The organism is Novosphingobium gossypii (genome assembly GCF_050433305.1).
In the GTDB taxonomy this organism is placed as follows: domain Bacteria; phylum Pseudomonadota; class Alphaproteobacteria; order Sphingomonadales; family Sphingomonadaceae; genus Novosphingobium; species Novosphingobium gossypii.
In genome coordinates, this window is record NZ_JBNPXM010000001.1 from 920,776 (window position 1) to 938,478 (window position 17,703).

Below are 17,703 nucleotides of genomic sequence, written 5' to 3' on the forward strand. Positions count from 1 at the left end.
GGAAACCGAAATGGCCACTGCACCCGTGCTCAACCTCACCACCAACGGCAAGATCAGCCAGGTCATCGGCGCTGTCGTCGACGTGACCTTTGAAGGCGAACTGCCTGCCATCCTCTCCGCGCTGGAGACCGAGAACAACGGCCAGAAGCTGGTTCTCGAAGTCGCCCAGCACCTCGGCGAGAACACCGTGCGCACCATCGCGATGGACGGCACCGACGGCCTGACCCGCGGTCAGCCCGTGTCGAACACCGGCAAGCAGATCTCGGTGCCGGTTGGCCCCAAGACGCTTGGCCGCATCATGAACGTCGTCGGCGACCCGATCGACGAGCGTGGCCCCATCGGTTCGGACATGTTCGCCCCGATCCACGCCAAGGCTCCCGAATTCATCGACCAGTCGACCGAAGCGGCGATCCTGGTCACCGGCATCAAGGTCATCGACCTTCTCGCCCCTTACGCAAAGGGCGGCAAGATCGGCCTGTTCGGCGGCGCCGGCGTTGGCAAGACGGTTCTCATTCAGGAACTGATCAACAACATCGCCAAGGGCCACGGCGGGGTGTCGGTGTTCGCCGGCGTCGGTGAACGCACCCGCGAAGGTAACGACCTCTACCACGAATTCCTCGACGCCGGCGTCATCGCCAAGGACGCCGAAGGCAACGCCACTTCGGACGGTTCGAAGGTTGCGCTCGTTTTCGGCCAGATGAACGAGCCCCCGGGCGCCCGTGCCCGCGTCGCCCTCTCGGGCCTGACCATGGCCGAATACTTCCGCGACCAGGAAGGGCAGGACGTCCTGTTCTTCGTCGACAACATCTTCCGCTTCACGCAGGCGGGCGCGGAAGTGTCGGCTCTGCTGGGCCGTATTCCCTCGGCCGTGGGCTACCAGCCGACCCTGTCGACCGACATGGGCGCGCTGCAGGAGCGCATCACCTCGACCACCAAGGGTTCGATCACCTCGGTCCAGGCGATCTACGTCCCCGCGGACGACCTTACCGACCCGGCACCGGCAGCCTCGTTCGCGCACCTCGACGCGACGACCACGCTGAACCGCGCGATCTCGGAGCTGGGCATCTACCCGGCAGTCGACCCGCTCGACTCGACCTCGCGCGTGCTTGAGCCGCGCATCGTCGGTGCCGAGCACTACCAGACCGCGCGCCGCGTCCAGGAAACCCTGCAGAAGTACAAGTCGCTGCAGGACATCATCGCGATCCTGGGCATGGACGAGCTGTCGGAAGAGGACAAGATCACGGTCGCCCGCGCCCGCAAGATCCAGAAGTTCCTCTCGCAGCCGTTCCACGTCGCCGAAGTGTTCACCGGCATCTCGGGCAAGTTCGTCCAGCTGGAAGACACCGTGAAGTCGTTCAAGGCTGTCGTCGACGGTGAGTACGACCACCTGCCCGAAGCTGCCTTCTACATGGTCGGCGGCATCGACGAAGCAGTCGAGAAGGCCAAGAAGCTGGCGGCGGACGCCTGATCATGCCCCTGCACTTCGAACTCGTCACGCCTGCGAAGCTGGTTCGTTCCGAGGAGGTCCACATGGTGGTCGTTCCCGGCACGGAAGGCGAGTTCGGCGTGCTGGCGGGCCACGCGCCCTTCATGTCGACGATCGCCGACGGTGCCCTCAAGGTCTACCGGACCGAGAACGGCGCGCCTGAGGAAATCCGCATCACCGGCGGTTTCGCCGAAGTGGGTGACAAGGGCCTGACCGTGCTGGCCGAGCACGTCGAAGGCTGATCTTCGTCAAAGCAAACCGAAAGGGGCGTCGTCGGGAAACCGGCGGCGCCCTTTTTGCATCCGCTCCCCGCCACCCTGCGAAAAAGGCTTGGCCGCGACGTCTCCGTCATTGATCGTGTATTCAGCATCGCCCGGCCATGTTCGGGCAAAGGAGACCATCATGTCGTTCAAGCCCCTCGCCGCTTCCGCCCTTCTCGCGACCCTGGCCGCCTGTTCGGCACAGACCCCGCCCGCCGACACTACCCCGCCCCCGCCGACCGCAGGTGTCGCCGAAGGCACGTCGTGCGGCGCCGAGAAGTTCGCCGACTACATCGGAAAGAAGGCCACCGACGATGTCATCGCCGCGATCCGCGCCCGCCACGGCGACGAGCCCATGCGCGTGCTGAAGCCGGGCACCGCCGTCACCATGGACTATCGCGCCGAACGCCTGAACGTCTCGGTGGACGATGCCGGCACGATAACGCGCTTCGCCTGCTCCTGAGCCTCCAGCAATTTCCGGCAAGTCCGGCGCCGGTCTGCCTGCTGCGGCGGCGCGCTTACCCCGCGCCGCTCGCAGTCGAATTGCCGGCCAGACCGCATTGCCCCTTTACATCACGCTGCCGGATGCTCATACGCTGCGTCATGAACCTTCTGCTCGGCCTTACCCTGCGACTTATCCGCCCTTGGGCGTGAAGTAGTGCGTCGGCCTGCGGCGCGCTCGGCGCTCAAGGGGACCTGAACCGACTTTGCCTGCAGACTGAATTACCGAGCGAGAATACCCCATGACCATGCTGAAAGACCCTTCGGTCAAGTATCGCCCCTTTCCGCAGATCGACCTGCCGAATCGCCAATGGCCCTCGCAGGTCATCACCAAGGCGCCGCGCTGGCTCTCCACCGATCTGCGTGACGGCAACCAGGCCCTGATCGATCCGATGGGTGCGGAGAAGAAGAACCGCTTCTTCGACCTGCTTGTCAAAGTCGGCCTCAAGGAAATCGAGGTTGGTTTCCCCAGCGCCGGCGCGACCGAGTTCGACTTCATCCGGGGCCTCGTCGATCAGGATCGCATTCCCGAGGACGTGCTGGTGCAGGTGCTGACCCAGTCGCGCCAGGATCTGATCGAGCGTACCTTCGAAAGCCTGGCCGGCGCCCCTGCGGGCATCGTTCACCTCTACAACGCCGTGTCGCCGCTGTGGCGCAACGTGGTGTTCGGGATGGAGCGGCATGAAATCCGCGGCATCGCGGAAACCGGCGCGAAGATCCTGCGCGATCAGGCCGCGAAGTATCCGCAAACGAAGTGGCACTTCGAATACAGCCCGGAGACCTTCTCCACCGCCGAGCTCGATTTCTCCATCGAATGCTGCGCGGCGGTGATGGACATCCTGCAGCCCACGCCGGACAACCCCATCATCCTCAACCTGCCCGCGACGGTCGAGGCGGCAACGCCGAACATCTACGCGGACCAGATCGAATATTTCTGCCGCAACCTGCCCAATCGCGAAAGCGCGGTCATCTCGCTGCACACCCACAACGATCGCGGCACCGGCGTCGCGGCTGCGGAACTGGGACTGATGGCCGGCGCCGATCGTGTCGAGGGCTGCCTGTTCGGCAATGGCGAACGCACCGGCAACTGCTGCCTGGTGACGGTTGCGATGAACATGTACACGCAGGGCGTGAACCCTGAGCTGGACTTCTCGGACATCGACGAAGTGATCCAGACGGTGGAATACTGCAACCAGCTCAAGGTCGCGGAGCGTCACCCCTATGGCGGCGAACTGGTCTTCACCGCGTTCTCCGGATCGCATCAGGACGCGATCAAGAAGGGCTTTGCGGCGCAGGAAAAGCGCAACGATCAGGTCTGGGCCGTGCCTTACCTGCCGATCGACCCCGCGGATCTGGGCCGCAGCTACGAAGCCGTGATCCGCGTCAATTCGCAGTCCGGCAAGGGCGGCTTTGCCTGGGTGATCGAGCAGGACCAGGGCCTCAAGCTGCCCAAGCGGATGCAGGCCCACTTCTCGAAGCACGTGCAGGAACTGGCCGACGAACTCGGCCGCGAGCTGCAGGCCGGCGACATCTGGGACGTGTTCCAGAAGGCCTACCGCCTGAACGGCGAACAGCGCTTCCAGCTGATCGACTGGGACGAGGCGAAGGGCCCTGACAACACTCGTGTCTTTGCCGGTAAGATCGGTGTCGAAGGCAAGGAGCAGTCAGTGTCCGGCAAGGGCAACGGTCTGATCTCGTCGGTGACCGCGACACTGGCCGAAAGCTTCGGTGTCAGCCTTGACGTCAAGGACTATGCCGAGCATTCGATGGGCCACAGCAGCGACGCGCGCGCTGCCGCCTACGTTGAATGCACCCTGCCCGATGGCTGCACCGTCTGGGGTGTGGGTATCGACGAAGACGTCGCCACGGCCAGCGTCCGCGCCGTCCTGAGCGCCGCCAACGCGGCCTGAGGCTAACTCGAGGTTTGAACACGAAGCGCCTGCCGGAGCAATCCGGCGGGCGTCTTCGTTTGGACAGCCTTCGACTTGACTTTAATAACCATTTAGGTTATATGCGCATTGTCAGTCTTCGGATTGGCAGCGGCGGGGCGAGGGCGTGAAGCTGATGTTCCTCATCCTCGCACGCGGTCGGCGTCCGGTCGTGGAAACCCGGACAAAGCCACACTACCGGATGCACGGATGAATTAAGGGTATGCCCTTAGGGTCGATGGCAAGGACGCGAGCCCGCACCATCATCCCCGCGCACCGAAGGGCCGCGCCGGAAGAGTGACCTAAGCTGGTCTGCCCCTCTCCCGGCCATTCGCACATGAAGGCAGCACCCGGCACTGTCGCCTGACGCCGGCGACCCAACACGCGCCGACCGCACCCGTCCGCGTTCTACCCTTGGCGTAAAGCCCGCACTCGCCAGCGGACGATGCCCCGCGCGCATTCCTCTCCCAGCGCCGCTCGAGGAGGAATTTGCAATCGCTGCCGGAGCGGCGGCAACCGCTGCAAGGCCAATTTGCGCGCTTCAGCCCCCTCTTTGCGTATCCTCCCCGCCTCCATTCCTGCTTTTTCGGGCATCGGGGCAGCAGCGACCTTCCGCGCGTTCCCGCGCCGGCGATCTTCCATGCGCCGCTTTCCGGTGCCGCTTGCGAAGCCGCCAGCGCGGCTGCGTCTGGCCGCGCCGGCTGCCCGGCTCCGGCATAGGCTCTCCCGCACAGAGCATTCATGGAGGACAACATGACAACCATCACTTCACGACGAATTGCCCGGCACGCGCTGCTGTGCGCCGTTTCCATTCCGCTGCTCATGCTCGGCGCGTGTGCGGACAGCGGCGGCTTCAACACCGGCCCCGGCGGCATCCCCACTCCCGCGCCGACACCCAGCCCGGCACCAACGCCAACCCCCAGCCCTGCGCCTACTCCAACACCCACGCCTACCCCGACGCCTACCCCCACTCCCACGACCACCAGCTACACCGGCCCTGCGGCGGGCGTCAGCATCGGCGGCACCCCGATCCTGGGGCAGAGCGGATCGGGAACGCTGATCGACGTCAACGTGGCCCCGCCGACGGCCGGGCAGTCCACGGCCAATGTCGCGGTCGACGTCCTGAGCGGCGACGGCACCGTCCTTGGCGTCACGCTGCCGACGACGCCGCAGCAGACCCAGCAGGCGCTTGCCCCGGCTGGCGCGCTTGCCGGGGCCCTGCTTGGCCCGCAGGCAGGCGCCACGGTCAACACCGTAACGGACGGCCTTTCGCCCACCGTGGCCGCCGTGACATCCACCGTCAGCGGCGTGACCACTCCGCTGCTGGGAACGGTGAACGGCGTGCTGGCACCGGTCGTCGGCGACGGCGGACTGCTGTCACCCGTAACCGGACAACTCGGCGGACTGGTCGACGGCCTAACCGGCGCGCTGCCGGGCGGCGCTTCGGGCACGGCACCCACGTATACCGGCCCGCTGGTCGGCGCGGATGTGGGCGGAAACGGCCTGACCGGGCCGAGCACCGCAGGCACGCTGATCGGCGCCAACGTTCTGGCGAACGAGGCCGGATCGGTATCCGGCACGCTGGTCACTGCCGACGTATTGTCCGGCAACACGGTCGTGGACGTGGCGCTGCCCACCACCGCGACGGCAGTGGCCGAAGGACTGGCCCCCGTCGGCACACTGACAGGCGCGCTGCTGGGTGAGCAGATCGGCAGCGGCGTGACGCAGCTGACCGATGGCCTGGCGCCCGTCGTCGCCCCGGTCACGGGCGTGGTCGATGCCGTGGCGTCGCCGGTGCTGGACACGCTCAATGGAGCGGTTGGCGGCGTCGTCGGTCCGGTCGGCGGAGGCTTGGGCGGAACCGGATCGCCCCTGGCTCCTGTCACGGGCGTCGTCACCGGCCTGCTGGGCGGCGGACTGGTGGGCGGCGGCTCAGGCGGCGACGTCCTTGCCCCCGCCACCAACGCGGTGAGCGGCCTGCTGGGCGGCACGTCCGGTTCAGGCAACCTGCTGGCGCCCGTCGCCGGCCTTGTCGGCGGCATCACCGGCAGCCTCACCGTCAGCGGCAGCGCGGAAGGCAGCGCCACTGTTGGTGGAGGACTGGTCGGCGGGCTGCTGGGCGGCGGCTCAGGTGCGGGCAACGCGCTGGCACCCATTACTGGTCTTGTCACCGGACTTGTCGGGGGGCTGCCTGTCAGCGGCTCGGGCAACTGAGATGAAGGCCCGCGTGTCCTTCCGCTCTGTTGCCCTCCCCCAGGGGGGACACGCTGCGCCCCCGATGCGGTGACGCAACGGGGGGAGGAGGCGGCTCTTGCCGGAGCCGCCTCCTTTCGATTATGCCTGCGTTTAATCACACGATTAAACGGAGAAGAGATGGCCATCCCCCCTCAGCATTCGGCCCTGTTCGAATCCCTGCGCCTGCCGGTGATCGCGGCGCCGATGTTCATCGTCTCCAACCCCGAACTCGTCATCGCTCAGGTGCAGAGCGGCATCGTTGGCAGCTTTCCGGCGCTCAATGCTCGCCCCGCCGCGCAGCTGGACGAGTGGCTTCACCAGATCACCGAAGCGACCGCCGGCAGCGCCGCGCCGTTTGCCGTCAACCTCATCGTCCACCGCACCAACCAGCGGCTGGAAGAGGATCTGGCAGTTCTGGGAAAGTGGAAGGTGCCCCTCGTCATCACCTCGCTGGGCGCCAATGTCGAGGTCAACGACGCGGTGCACGACTGGGGCGGCATGGTGCTGCACGACGTCATCAACGACAGGTTCGCGCGCAAGGCCATCGAAAAGGGCGCCGATGGCCTTATCCCCGTCGCAGCGGGAGCGGGCGGCCATGCCGGACCGCAGTCACCGTTCGCGCTGATGCAGGAGATTCGCGCGTGGTTCGATGGCCCGGTGGCGCTTTCGGGCGCGATCGCGTGCGGTCGCTCGATCCTGGCGGCGCAGGCAATGGGTGCGGATTTCGCCTATGTCGGCACGCCCTGGATCGCGACAACGGAGGCGAACGCCTCGGCCGGCTACAAGCAGGCCATCGTCGACGGCGACGCCTCGCAGATCGTCTACTCCAACCTGTTCACAGGGGTTCACGGCAATTACCTGCGCGCCTCGATCACGGCGGCGGGCATGGACCCCGATGCGCTGCCCGAAGGCGACAAGAGCCAGATGGACTTCGGATCGGGCGGCACCACTGCGGCCAAGGCATGGAAGGACATCTGGGGCGCAGGGCAAGGCATCGGCGTGGTCGAAGCGGTGGAGCCGGTGGCCCGGCGGGTCGAAACGCTGGTGACGCAGTATCAATCAGCTCGTGAGGAACTGCATGCGCGCGCCGGCATGGTCTGAACGGGTACCACGCGGGCCGCGCTGCGGGTCACGTCCCAGAGCGCATCGACCATGGCATCCAGTTCGGTGAAGTCCACCCCCGCCCCCAACGGATCGTTGCGGTTAAGCGTCAGCCGCCGTCTGCGACCATCCAGCAGGTAGCGGCGCAAGGCACGCTGGAGCAGGTCCAGCCGCATGTGCGCCTGCACGGCGGCGGCCTGCGGGTTGCGCGGCGCCTGCATGGCCCAGGTGCTTTCGATCTGGCTGACCCGCTCTACAACCAGCTGGCTGTAGAGGCGATGCGGCCCCCGGTGCAGCGGAAGGCCCATGCGCAGCGCTGCGGGTTCGTCGCACGGCAGCAGCAGGCCGTTTGCACGGAAATCCTCGAACCGGTAGCGATGGCTGCCGATCCCGTCGAACATTCGCGCGAAGGCAGCGCGGCTCAGCAACTGACGCGGCAGCAGGTGATGCCGCTGAAGGCCGGGGTCGTAGCCGGGAGCGCCGCTGCGGTTGATGGCGCGAAAGGAGAGAGGACGCCGGATCGCGCTCAGCCGCGGCCCTCACGCCAGACCAGCACCAGCCTGCCCACCTGTGATGGCTCCGCTGTCAGGATCTGGTCGCCTGCATCGATCCGCACGGGCGCGGCCAGCCGCCCCATGGTCACCAGCCGGTCGATGACGCGGACGGCAAGCTTGGCGGTGTCGGCAGGCGCTTCGCCTGCGCGCCCTTCAAGCTGCATTTCCTGCCCGGTGAAATGCGCAAGGCCCCGGCTGGCGATGCTGCCGTCCTGCGCCGGCAGCAGGGCGGTCAGCCCCAGCCCGGGAAACGGGCCGCCGCCCAGCCAGTTCAGCACCGCGCGGCAGAAATAGCGCGGCTCCATCGCCGTTTGCGCAGCGCCCCAGCCGACCGACTGCACCGGCAGTTCCAGCACCAGGTTGGCCGCCAGCCCCATCATCGTGCGGAGCACCGGCAGAATCCCGGCACCGCCCGCGATGTGCCCCGAAGGAACGAGTTCGATCGTTTCTCCTCCGACCGGACCGCTGCCTTCGAACCCCCATTCCTGCTGCGAATTCGCGACCGGGCCCGGCGCCCCCGGCGCCAGTCCGTTTAGGTCAAAGGTCAGGCCGCTGGCGAGCAGTTCCAGCCAGTGCGCCGCCCCCGGGGGCCGGTGGCTGATGCTGGCGGGCAGCCCCGCCTCGCGCGATGCCGCGATGACGCGCGCGATCGCATCGGCGTCAGGCCGTTCCCCCGCGCGAAACGTCAGGGTGAGACCGGTAATGCGTTCATCGTGCTGCATCGGGCGAATAGGCACCATTTCCAGCGTAGCGTCGAGTCCCGTCGGCACTGTGAAAACCCCTTCAGAAAATTCCCAATCTCAGGCCCTGCGCAACGGCTTCGCCAAGTTCGCGGGCTGCGTCCAGCCCAGCCTGCGGCACGCGCTTGTCCGCAAGGATCGCCTCAGGCGTCTGTGCGGCAAGGTTGACGATCAGCGGATCGGCCACGCGCCTCAGCCGCCAGCCGGTGACGATGCGATCGATCTGTGCCTGCGCGCCCTGCCCGTCGGACCCCGCTGCGATAGCGGTGACATAGGCGCGCCCTTCGATGCGGCCCAGCAGCGGATAATAGCAGCGATCGAACATCTCCTTCATCATGCCGGTCATCGTGCCGAGATTCTCCGGACACACGAAAGCATAGCCCGCCGCGCCAAACAGATCTTCGACCGTTACATCCATTGCGGCGATCAGGCGCGAAGATCCATCCGTTCCGGCGTGCATCGCCTCTGCCATGGCGCGCGCCGCGCCGGTTCGACTGTGCCACACTATCGCAAGCAAGGAATCGGTCCCCTTTCGCCGGCCTGGCTCACCATAGCGCAAGCGGGTCCGCCGCGAACTGCCTGCCGTGCATTGCACCGGCATGGCAAGGTCGGGTAACGGGCGACATGGAATCACGATCCGCCTCCGTCTTCGGGATCGACCGCTCGCTGTCCGGCAAGGCCTGGCGCTGGCGTGGCGGCAACATGGACCTGTCCGACCGTTTCGGCGGCGGTCCTGCCGGCCTCGAAGACGACATCGTCACGCAACTGCTGCTGTCGCGCGGGGTCGCCCGCGACGATCTGGAGCGCCACCGCACCCCGTCGCTGCGCGCCTTCCTGCCCGACCCTTCGGCCTTCCGCGACATGGACGCGGCAGCGGAACGAGTCGCGCAGGCCGTCATGACCAACGAGACGGTCACCGTCTACGGCGACTACGACGTCGACGGCGCGACCAGCGCGGCGCTGCTGATCCTGCTGCTGCGGGGCCTGGGTCACGAAGCGCGCTACTATATCCCTGACCGGCTGCTCGAAGGCTATGGTCCTTCCGGCGAAGCGCTGGTGCGGATTGCGGGCGAAGGGTCCAGCCTGATCGTCACCGTCGATTGCGGGGCCATGGCGCACGAAGCACTGGACATGGCGCACGCGGCGGGCGTGGACGTGATCGTGGTAGACCACCACAAGTGCTCGCCCGAACTGCCCCGCGCCGCCGCGCTGGTGAACCCCAACCGCCTCGACGAGGAAGAGCTTGCCGCCGCTCACGGGCATCTTGCGGCGGTGGGCGTGGCGTTCCTGCTGGCAGTAGCCACGGTGCGTACGCTGCGCCGGCGCGGCTATTTCGAGACGCGGCGCGAGCCGGACCTGTTCGCGCTGCTCGACCTCGTCGCGCTGGGCACGGTGGCGGACGTTGCGGCGCTGCACGGCCTCAACCGCGCGCTGGTGGCGCAGGGGCTCAAGGTCATGGCGCGGCGCGACAACATCGGCATGTCGGCGCTGATCGACGCCAGCCGACTGGGCCGCGCGCCCACCTGCAGCGACCTGGGCTTCGCGCTGGGGCCGCGCATCAATGCCGGGGGCCGCGTGGGCGAATCAACGCTGGGCGTGCGCCTGCTGACGACGACCGACGCGGACGAGGCGCGCGACATCGCCGCCCAGCTTTCGCGCCTCAACGACGAACGCCGCGCCATCGAGCAGGCGGTGCAGGAAATGGCGGAAGGCCAGATCGAGCGGCAGCACAACCGCTCCGTCATCGTCTGCGCGGGCGAAGGCTGGCATCCCGGCGTGATCGGCATCGTTGCGGGACGGATCAAGGAAAAGACCGGCAAGCCCACTCTGGTCATCGCCATGGGTGCGGAGGAAGACGGCAATAGCAACGGCAAGGGTTCGGGGCGCTCGATCCCCGGCGTCGATCTGGGCGCCGCGATCATCGCCGCGCGCGAGGCGGGCCTGCTGGTGGCGGGCGGCGGCCACGCCATGGCCTGCGGCCTCACCATCACGCCAGACAAGCTGGAAGCCCTGTCGCAGTGGCTGGACGAACGGCTGGCCGCAGACGTGACGCGCGCCGATGCCAACCGGCACATGCTGCTCGACCTTGCGCTGTCGCCGGGGGGCCTGGTGCCCTCGCTGGTGGAGACGCTGGAAAGCGCCGGGCCTTATGGCATGGGGTGGCCCGGCCCGCGCGTTGCTGTCGGCCCGGTGCGCATCGTCAAGGCCGACATCGTGGGCGCCGATCACGTTCGGCTGATCGTGTCCGGCCCGGACGGCGGGCGGTTCAAGGCGATGGCCTTTCGCAGCGCCGAAAGCGACATGGGGCAGGCCCTGCTCCATGCCGCGCAGGGTCGTAAATTGTGGCTGGCCGGGCGGGCGAAGATCGACGACTGGGGCAGCCGCCCCGCCGCCGAACTGCACCTCGACGATGCTGCATTCTGCGACTGAAACCGAAGGGTCAAAAAAGTTTCGCGTTAAGGCTTGACCACCCCCGGACCCACCGCTAGAGGGCCGGTCCTGCCTCCGGCGCAACCCGGTTTGGCCCCTTCGTCTAGCGGTTAGGACGCGGCCCTTTCACGGCTGAAACACGGGTTCGATTCCCGTAGGGGTCACCATCGGTGCAACGGGATGCGGCTCGAAATGGATAGCTGGCCCCTTCGTCTAGCGGTTAGGACGCGGCCCTCTCACGGCTGAAACACGAGTTCGATTCTCGTAGGGGTCACCATTTCACGCATCGGGACGCCATTTCGCGATGGCACCATGGCCCCTTCGTCTAGCGGTTAGGACGCGGCCCTTTCACGGCTGAAACACGGGTTCGATTCCCGTAGGGGTCACCACTGTTCAGCGACGCAACGGCGCCGCTTCTCCCTCACATCAGCGGCAGGCTCCCCAGCCTCCGGCACGTTGCGCCTGATCCAGGTGCAGGTGATCGGCATGGGCTGCGTTGTAGTCCGGCGACAGCACCGTGGAAAAGCTGCGGCACGCCTCGTCACGCACCGTGCGCAAGAACGCGGACGCGGCGGCATCCTTGCCAGACCAGTCGCGCCTTACGCTGATCCGCCGCCCGTCCGCCAGCACGAACCCAGCGATGTCGATCGCATTGCCGGTGGCGTGCTCGCTCCAGTTGCCTTGCTCGCCCCCACCGATCCGCCGGCAGTTGGCTGTGCCCAGATGCTCGATGCCCGTCACCCTGGCCCCGAAGGCAGCCTGGGCGGCCGACTGCACGCCATGGCTCAGCCATCGCGCCAGACCGGCATCGATCGCACATGTCGCCTGCGCACCGGCAGGAGCAAGCCGGGCGTCAAGCCGCCGTGGCGCGACCAGCACCTGACGATCGGATCTCAGACACGCACCAGAGCCTGCAGGCGGCAAGGGCTGCGCTGCTATGCCGCTGCGGTCCAGAAAGGCCCTGCACGCGGCTCTATCGGTACGCAGGGCATGCACCTTGCGTGGCGTCGCCCAGCCGTCCGGCTCGGCCAGCGTAAGGGGCGCGCCCGGATCATGCTCGGGATGATCGTGCAGCCATACCTTGCCCATCAGCAGGGCCGAGCCGATCAACAGAGCAACAAGGGCCATCTGGTCGAAACGGGAAAGGACCATGGTTCCCATAAGTCCCGTGCCGCCGGTTCGTTGCGACGCACGACTTCGTTCTGGCTGTTGGCAAGGCTGTGGATAAGGGCGGCACAACCCGGCATGCGCTGTTCATGAAAAAGGGGAGAGCGCCGGGCGCCCTCCCCTGTTTCCATAATCCTGAGAGCGACCGCGCGATCAGGAGATCGGCGGCACCGGCTGCGGCGGCACGTCATCGTCGCTCTCGGGAACATCGATGATGCCGCGCCCGACGTGGCTCTTGCGGTAGCCATAGGCAAAGTAGAACACCAAGCCGATGGCGCCCCAGATGGGCAGCACCAGCATCGCCTCCATCGGCAGGTTGAAGTAGAGCGTGATGCAGCCAAGGATAGCGATCGGAGACACCACCCACACCAGCGGCGTGCGGAACGGACGGTGGCGCTGCGGGTCGCGCATGCGCAGGATCAGCACCGCCAGCGACACCATGAAGAACGCGAACAGCGTGCCCGAGTTCGAGATGTCGGCCAGCTGGCCCACCGGCAGCAGTGCCGCCGCGATTGCCACGAAGACACCGGTGATCAACGTCACGACATGCGGCGTCTTCCACTTGGGATGGATGGTCGCCAGCTTTTCCGGGAGCAGGCCGTCACGCGCCATGACAAAGAAGATACGGGTTTGGCCATACAGCATCATCAGGATGACCGAGGGCAGCGCCAGATTGGCGGCAAGGCCGATGAGATCGCCGGCGCGGGTGTAATTGATGGATCGCAGCACATGGGCCAGCGCTTCCTGCGAGCAGACCAGCGGCTCGCTGCCCTTGGCGACAAGCGCGGAACACTGCGCCGCGAACTCTGCCGAGCCGGGCTGGACGCCCAGCGCCGTAGGCTGCGCGCCGATGGCACCGATCGCCGCTGCTGCCACCAGAAGGTAGAACACCGTGCACAGTGCCAGACTGCCGATCAGGCCGATCGGCACGTTGCGCTGCGGATTCTTGGTTTCTTCGGCAGCGGTGGAGACCGCATCGAAACCCACATAGGCGAAGAAGATGGAAGAAGCGGCCCCGACAATGCCGAGACCGCTGGTGCCGACCGGTCCGAACCAGCCGTTGGGTGCGAAAGGCGCGAAGTGCCCGGTATCAAGCACCGGCAGCGCCAGGATGATGAACATCGTCAGCGCCGCCACCTTAATCGCCACCAGAATGGCGTTGAAGGTGGCGCTTTCCTTGGTGCCCAGCATCAGCAGGAAAGTGACCGCCAGCGCGACCACAACCGCGGGCACGTTGATGATGCCGCTGGAGAAATCGACGCCGGTAAGCGACCAGGTAGGCCCCGCAGCGAGCGCTGCAGGCAATTCGAACCCGGTCAGACTTTTGAGCAGGCCCATGAAGTAGCCCGACCAACCCACCGATACGGCGGACGCAGCCACGGCGTATTCCAGGATCAGCGCCCAGCCCACCATCCACGCCAGGACTTCGCCAACGACCGCGTAGGAATAGGTGTAGGCCGACCCGGAAACGGGGACCATCGAAGCAAGCTCCGAATAGCAGAGGGCCGCCACGGCGCAGACGAAGCCGGCGATGACGAAGCTCCACATCATGCCGGGCCCGGCCTTCTGCGCAGCGGCGGCGGTCAGCACGAAAATGCCGGTGCCGATGATGGCTCCGACGCCCAGCAGCGTCAGTTGAACAGGCCCCAGTGATCGGTGAAGTGATTTCTTTTCCGCTGTCGCCAGAATGGCGTCGAGCGGCTTAACGCGTCCGAACATGTGGACCCCCGAATTGCGAATGGCGGGAGGCTAACGACAAGTCTCGACTTGGCAAGAGGCCTCTCCCGTAAATTCCCCAAGATTGTAATAATCTTACAACATTGCGGCATATCATGGTGCGCCGGTGTTGCACAGGGGCCAGTCTTCCGATTTGCCGGGGACCAGATGGGGCGCTAAAGCCTGTCCCATGTCCACGACCTTCCAACTCGACACCGCGACCAGCCGCGCGAACCCCACGCCCGCCCCCATGAAGCGCCTGACGGTGCCGGCGATTCGCCGCCGCAAGAAGGACGGCGTCACTGCCGAACCCATCGTCATGCTGACGGCTTATACCGCCCGGCAGGCACAGCTGCTCGACGCACATTGCGACCTGCTGCTGGTCGGCGACAGCCTGGGCCAGGTGATCTACGGGCTGCCCTCCAGCGTGCCGGTGACGCTGGACATGATGATCGCACACGGCGCCGCCGTGGTGCGCGGCAGCTACCACGCCGCCGTCATCGTCGACATGCCATTCGGCTCCTATGAACAGTCGCCTCAGCAGGCGTTCGAGAATGCGGCGCGGCTGCTCAAGGAAACCGGCTGCGCAGGGGTGAAGCTGGAAGGCGGAGAGGCGATGGCCGAGACCGTGCGCTTTCTCAACGAGCGCGGCATTCCGGTGATGGGCCATATCGGCCTGACGCCCCAGGCGGTGAATGTGCTGGGCGGCTACAACGCACGCGGCCGCAGCGAAGCGGAAGCTGCCAAGATCGTCGCCGATGCGCAGGCACTGGATGAGGCCGGGGCATTCTCAGTCGTGATCGAGGGCGTCGTCGAGCCGATCGCCATCGCCGCCACGCAGGCGATCGCCTGCCCCAGCATCGGCATCGGCGGATCCGCGCAGTGCGACGGGCAAGTGCTCGTCACCGAAGATATGCTGGGGATGTTCGAACGCGTCCCCCGCTTCGTGAAACGCTATGCGGACATGGCCTCGGTGATCTCCGAGGCGGCAGCGCAGTATGCGCAGCAGGTGCGGGACCGCAGCTTCCCCGGCGTCGAGCAGACGTATCAGCCCAAATAGGCAGCCAAAGTAAGCCGACCGAAGGCCCTCGCCGCACTTGCGGGAGCCGCAAGGGTTTGCGATAGCCATCGCGGGTGTCCGGCGCACAGGCGGGCAGGTTTCGCAGCATCGGTCGGGCCGCCGGTGCATGTATGCTTGCGTCCGAAAGGCCCCCGATGACCCTTGCTGCACACCCCAGCGCGCTGCGCCGTTTCCTTCATGGCCAGGCGTCCGCCGGTATCGTCCTGATGGCAACGGCGGCGGTTGCGCTCGCTCTTGCCAATTCTCCGCTCCTGCACGCCTACGAAGCGGTGCTGCACATCCACATGGGTCCGCTGTCGCTGGCGCACTGGGTAAACGACGGGCTGATGGCGATCTTCTTCCTGCTCGTCGGGCTGGAGATCAAGCGCGAGATGCTGGACGGCGAACTGTCCACCTGGTCCCGCCGCGTCCTGCCGGGAATAGCCGCGCTGGGCGGCATGGCCGTGCCCGCGCTGGTCTTCGTCGCCTTCAACCGGGGCGCGACCATCAACGGCTGGGCGATCCCTGCTGCCACCGACATCGCCTTTGCTCTGGGGGTGATCTCGCTGCTCGGCCAACGCGTCCCGGGTTCCTTGCGGATCTTCCTGGCCGCCCTTGCCATCATCGACGATCTGGGCGCGGTGGTGATCATTGCGCTATTCTATACCGCCGGCATTTCCGTGCCCCATCTTGCCGGAGCCGCCGCGGTGGTGGCCGCGCTGGTGGCCCTCAACCGCTTCGGAGTGCGAAGCCTGACGCCTTACCTGCTGCTGGGCTCGGTTCTGTGGGTGCTGGTGCTGCGGTCCGGCATCCATGCGACGCTGGCGGGCGTGGTGCTGGCCCTGACCATCCCCATGGACACCACCCCTGCACAGTCGGATCGCGACGCCGTCAGCCCATTGCATCGGCTGGAAAAGGCGCTTCACGTTCCGGTCGGCTTCCTTGTGGTGCCGCTGTTTGCGCTGGCGAATGCGGGCGTGCCGTTCCTCAGCCTGCCGGCGGAAGCGCTGGCGGCGCCGGTGACGCTGGGCGTCGCACTCGGACTGCTGCTGGGCAAGCCGGTGGGCGTGTTCGGGTTCTCCGCTTTGGCAGTGCGGTTTGGCCTGGCCGACATGCCCGCCCATGCCGGACGGCTCCAGATGCTGGGCGTTGCGCTGCTGTGCGGGATCGGCTTCACCATGAGCCTGTTCATCGCTCTCCTCGCTTTCCCCGACGCGCCCATGCTGCAATCGGAAGCGAAGATCGGCATCCTGGCCGGGTCGCTGCTGTCTGGCGTCCTTGGCTATGTCGTCCTGCGCTTTGCGAACAGGCAAGCCGCCGCACTGGGTCAGCGAACCCGGTAACGACCGTCATTCGGGCGAAGGCGGGTACCATCTGCTTTCGATGCCTGCAGCACCGAGGCCCAATGGTCCCCGCGTTCCCGTTAACTCGGGAACTGCTCCGCCGTCAGGCGACGACGTGATCGAGCAGCGCGTCCACCTCATGCGGGTCGCCAAGCGCCACGCCGATGCGCTGGTGCAGGCCGATAGGCTGTGCTTCCATGATGCGCTCGCGCCCGTCGATCGCCTTGCCGCCGGCCTGTTCGATCAGGTAACTCATCGGGTTGGCTTCATAGAGCAGGCGCAGGCGCGCCTTTCCGGGGCTGCGGTGATCGGCGGGATAGAGGAACACGCCGCCACGCTTGAGGATGCGGTGGATGTCCGCCACCATCGAGCCGGTCCAGCGCATGTTGTATTCACCCGCCAGCGGGCCGCTCTCACAGCCGACGCGCTCGTCGATGTAGCGGCGGATCGCCGGCGACCATTGCGCCCGGCGCGCCATGTTGATGGCGACTTCGCGGTTGCCCGACGGGATCTTCAGCGGACCGTCGGTCATCCGCCACGCGCCCATTTCGCGGTCGAGCGTGAATTCGTAGACGCCATCGCCCAGGCTCAGCACCAGCAGCGTCTGCGGACCGTAGATCGCATAGCCTGCTGCAACCTGTTCGGTGCCGGGCTGCAGGAAATCCTCTTCCGTAACGTCGCGGCCTGAGGCGTCTTCCGGCGCGCGCAGGACGGAGAAGATGGTGCCCACCGAAAGGTCGACGTCGATGTTGCTGGACCCGTCGATGGGATCGAACAGCATCAGGTATTCGCCCTTGGGGTAACGGTTCGGGATGCGATGAATCGTCTCCATCTCTTCCGAGGCCATCGCCGCCAGGTGGCCGCCCCATTCGTTGGCGTCGAGCAGGATCTCGTTGGCGATGACGTCCAGCTTCTTCTGGACTTCGCCCTGCACGTTCTCCGACCCCAGGCTGCCCAGCACGTCGCCCAGCGCGCCCTTGGAGATCGCATGCGTCACCGTCTTGCAGGCGCGGGCGACCGTCTCGATGAGGAGCCGCAGTTCGGCCGGACAAGCGCTGTTTTCGCGGCGCTGCTGCTCGATGAGGAAGCGCGTCAGGGTGATCGGTTGCATGGGTGCCTTTCCCAGGTGCTGGTGAGGATCGTGTCGGAGGAACGTAGAACAGCGAAACGCCGGATTATTCC

16 protein-coding genes and 3 tRNA genes are annotated in these 17,703 nt (G+C 66.5%); 12 read left to right on the forward strand and 7 right to left on the reverse strand.

Features of this window, described 5'->3' with window-relative positions; all coding sequences use genetic code 11:
• The first annotated feature begins 10 nt into the window (after nucleotides 1-10).
• Complete coding sequence (atpD, locus tag GGR40_RS04710; protein ID WP_429275014.1) at nucleotides 11-1,468, forward strand: F0F1 ATP synthase subunit beta; 1,458 nt, start codon at nucleotides 11-13, stop codon at nucleotides 1,466-1,468.
• A 2-nt stretch (nucleotides 1,469-1,470) separates the two neighbouring features.
• Entirely contained in the window at nucleotides 1,471-1,728 is a 258-nt protein-coding gene (locus tag GGR40_RS04715) for an ATP synthase F1 subunit epsilon (RefSeq protein WP_429275015.1), read from the forward strand.
• 6 nt (nucleotides 1,729-1,734) lie between these two features.
• Here the strand turns inward: GGR40_RS04715 and GGR40_RS04720 are convergent, their stop codons facing one another.
• A complete protein-coding gene (locus GGR40_RS04720; protein WP_429275016.1) occupies nucleotides 1,735-1,899 on the reverse strand; it encodes a hypothetical protein in 165 nt (54 codons plus the stop codon).
• Here GGR40_RS04720 and GGR40_RS04725 point away from each other — a divergent pair.
• From GGR40_RS04725 to GGR40_RS04740, 4 genes are all read left to right on the forward strand, one after another.
• Entirely contained in the window at nucleotides 1,889-2,209 is a 321-nt protein-coding gene (locus tag GGR40_RS04725) for an I78 family peptidase inhibitor (RefSeq protein ID WP_429275017.1), read from the forward strand. The two genes, GGR40_RS04720 and GGR40_RS04725, sit on opposite strands and share 11 nt — an antisense overlap.
• Nucleotides 2,210-2,489: 280 nt before the next feature.
• The gene (leuA, locus tag GGR40_RS04730; protein ID WP_429275018.1) at nucleotides 2,490-4,157 is read left to right on the forward strand and encodes a 2-isopropylmalate synthase; all 1,668 of its coding nucleotides are present in this window, start codon (nucleotides 2,490-2,492) and stop codon (nucleotides 4,155-4,157) included.
• Nucleotides 4,158-4,928: 771 nt separating this feature from the next.
• The gene (locus GGR40_RS04735) at nucleotides 4,929-6,389 is read left to right on the forward strand and encodes a hypothetical protein (protein WP_429275019.1); all 1,461 of its coding nucleotides are present in this window, start codon (nucleotides 4,929-4,931) and stop codon (nucleotides 6,387-6,389) included.
• Between the two features lie 159 nt (nucleotides 6,390-6,548).
• Nucleotides 6,549-7,511, forward strand: coding sequence for an NAD(P)H-dependent flavin oxidoreductase (locus tag GGR40_RS04740; protein ID WP_429275020.1), 963 nt, complete (start codon nucleotides 6,549-6,551; stop codon nucleotides 7,509-7,511).
• Here GGR40_RS04740 and GGR40_RS04745 read toward each other — a convergent pair.
• From GGR40_RS04745 to GGR40_RS04755, 3 genes are read right to left on the reverse strand one after another with little or no spacing between them, the layout of a single operon-like run.
• Nucleotides 7,466-8,041, reverse strand: coding sequence for an AHH domain-containing protein (locus tag GGR40_RS04745; protein ID WP_429275226.1), 576 nt, complete (start codon nucleotides 8,039-8,041; stop codon nucleotides 7,466-7,468). The genes GGR40_RS04740 and GGR40_RS04745 overlap by 46 nt on opposite strands.
• Nucleotides 8,038-8,835, reverse strand: coding sequence for a hypothetical protein (locus tag GGR40_RS04750; RefSeq protein WP_429275021.1), 798 nt, complete (start codon nucleotides 8,833-8,835; stop codon nucleotides 8,038-8,040). Before GGR40_RS04750 ends, GGR40_RS04745 begins: the two co-directional genes overlap by 4 nt.
• Before the next feature lie 13 nt (nucleotides 8,836-8,848).
• Nucleotides 8,849-9,277 (reverse strand): flavodoxin family protein, encoded by a 429-nt coding sequence (locus GGR40_RS04755; RefSeq protein ID WP_429275022.1) that lies wholly within the window; start codon nucleotides 9,275-9,277, stop codon nucleotides 8,849-8,851.
• Between the two features lie 152 nt (nucleotides 9,278-9,429).
• Here GGR40_RS04755 and recJ point away from each other — a divergent pair, with 152 nt between their 5' ends.
• The 4 genes from recJ (at nucleotide 9,430) to GGR40_RS04775 (ending at nucleotide 11,624) form a co-directional block, all read left to right on the forward strand.
• On the forward strand, nucleotides 9,430-11,235 hold the full coding sequence (gene recJ / locus GGR40_RS04760; protein WP_429275023.1) for a single-stranded-DNA-specific exonuclease RecJ: 1,806 nt from the start codon (nucleotides 9,430-9,432) through the stop codon (nucleotides 11,233-11,235).
• A 92-nt stretch (nucleotides 11,236-11,327) separates the two neighbouring features.
• Nucleotides 11,328-11,402, forward strand: a tRNA-Glu gene (locus tag GGR40_RS04765).
• A 35-nt stretch (nucleotides 11,403-11,437) separates the two neighbouring features.
• Nucleotides 11,438-11,512, forward strand: a tRNA-Glu gene (locus GGR40_RS04770).
• 37 nt (nucleotides 11,513-11,549) lie between these two features.
• Nucleotides 11,550-11,624 (forward strand) — tRNA-Glu (locus tag GGR40_RS04775).
• 37 nt (nucleotides 11,625-11,661) lie between these two features.
• Here GGR40_RS04775 and GGR40_RS04780 read toward each other — a convergent pair.
• Complete coding sequence (locus GGR40_RS04780; RefSeq protein WP_429275024.1) at nucleotides 11,662-12,387, reverse strand: extensin-like domain-containing protein; 726 nt, start codon at nucleotides 12,385-12,387, stop codon at nucleotides 11,662-11,664.
• Nucleotides 12,388-12,555: 168 nt separating this feature from the next.
• Complete coding sequence (locus GGR40_RS04785) at nucleotides 12,556-14,121, reverse strand: amino acid permease (RefSeq protein ID WP_429275025.1); 1,566 nt, start codon at nucleotides 14,119-14,121, stop codon at nucleotides 12,556-12,558.
• Nucleotides 14,122-14,308: 187 nt separating this feature from the next.
• On the opposite strand from GGR40_RS04785, the gene panB reads away from it, so the two are divergent.
• Nucleotides 14,309-15,178 (forward strand): 3-methyl-2-oxobutanoate hydroxymethyltransferase, encoded by an 870-nt coding sequence (gene panB, locus GGR40_RS04790; protein WP_429275026.1) that lies wholly within the window; start codon nucleotides 14,309-14,311, stop codon nucleotides 15,176-15,178.
• A gap of 155 nt (nucleotides 15,179-15,333) precedes the next feature.
• Nucleotides 15,334-16,521: a Na+/H+ antiporter NhaA gene (nhaA, locus tag GGR40_RS04795; protein WP_429275027.1), complete on the forward strand. Its 1,188-nt coding sequence runs from the start codon at nucleotides 15,334-15,336 to the stop codon at nucleotides 16,519-16,521.
• A 103-nt stretch (nucleotides 16,522-16,624) separates the two neighbouring features.
• On the opposite strand, the gene GGR40_RS04800 is transcribed toward nhaA, so the two are convergent.
• The gene (locus GGR40_RS04800) at nucleotides 16,625-17,632 is read right to left on the reverse strand and encodes a class 1 fructose-bisphosphatase (protein ID WP_429275028.1); all 1,008 of its coding nucleotides are present in this window, start codon (nucleotides 17,630-17,632) and stop codon (nucleotides 16,625-16,627) included.
• Nucleotides 17,633-17,703: the final 71 nt, after the last annotated feature.

What these genes read in the sequence shown, in the direction of transcription:
- atpD (WP_429275014.1), top strand. Translation starts at nt 11, where the DNA reads ATGGCCACTGCACCCGTGCTCAACCTCACCACCAACGGCAAGATCAGC.
- GGR40_RS04715 (WP_429275015.1), top strand. Translation starts at nt 1,471, where the DNA reads ATGCCCCTGCACTTCGAACTCGTCACGCCTGCGAAGCTGGTTCGTTCC.
- GGR40_RS04725 (WP_429275017.1), top strand. Translation starts at nt 1,889, where the DNA reads ATGTCGTTCAAGCCCCTCGCCGCTTCCGCCCTTCTCGCGACCCTGGCC.
- leuA (WP_429275018.1), top strand. Translation starts at nt 2,490, where the DNA reads ATGACCATGCTGAAAGACCCTTCGGTCAAGTATCGCCCCTTTCCGCAG.
- GGR40_RS04735 (WP_429275019.1), top strand. Translation starts at nt 4,929, where the DNA reads ATGACAACCATCACTTCACGACGAATTGCCCGGCACGCGCTGCTGTGC.
- GGR40_RS04740 (WP_429275020.1), top strand. Translation starts at nt 6,549, where the DNA reads ATGGCCATCCCCCCTCAGCATTCGGCCCTGTTCGAATCCCTGCGCCTG.
- GGR40_RS04755 (WP_429275022.1), bottom strand. Translation starts at nt 9,277, where the DNA reads ATGGCAGAGGCGATGCACGCCGGAACGGATGGATCTTCGCGCCTGATC.
- recJ (WP_429275023.1), top strand. Translation starts at nt 9,430, where the DNA reads ATGGAATCACGATCCGCCTCCGTCTTCGGGATCGACCGCTCGCTGTCC.
- GGR40_RS04780 (WP_429275024.1), bottom strand. Translation starts at nt 12,387, where the DNA reads ATGGTCCTTTCCCGTTTCGACCAGATGGCCCTTGTTGCTCTGTTGATC.
- GGR40_RS04785 (WP_429275025.1), bottom strand. Translation starts at nt 14,121, where the DNA reads ATGTTCGGACGCGTTAAGCCGCTCGACGCCATTCTGGCGACAGCGGAA.
- panB (WP_429275026.1), top strand. Translation starts at nt 14,309, where the DNA reads ATGTCCACGACCTTCCAACTCGACACCGCGACCAGCCGCGCGAACCCC.
- nhaA (WP_429275027.1), top strand. Translation starts at nt 15,334, where the DNA reads ATGACCCTTGCTGCACACCCCAGCGCGCTGCGCCGTTTCCTTCATGGC.
- GGR40_RS04800 (WP_429275028.1), bottom strand. Translation starts at nt 17,632, where the DNA reads ATGCAACCGATCACCCTGACGCGCTTCCTCATCGAGCAGCAGCGCCGC.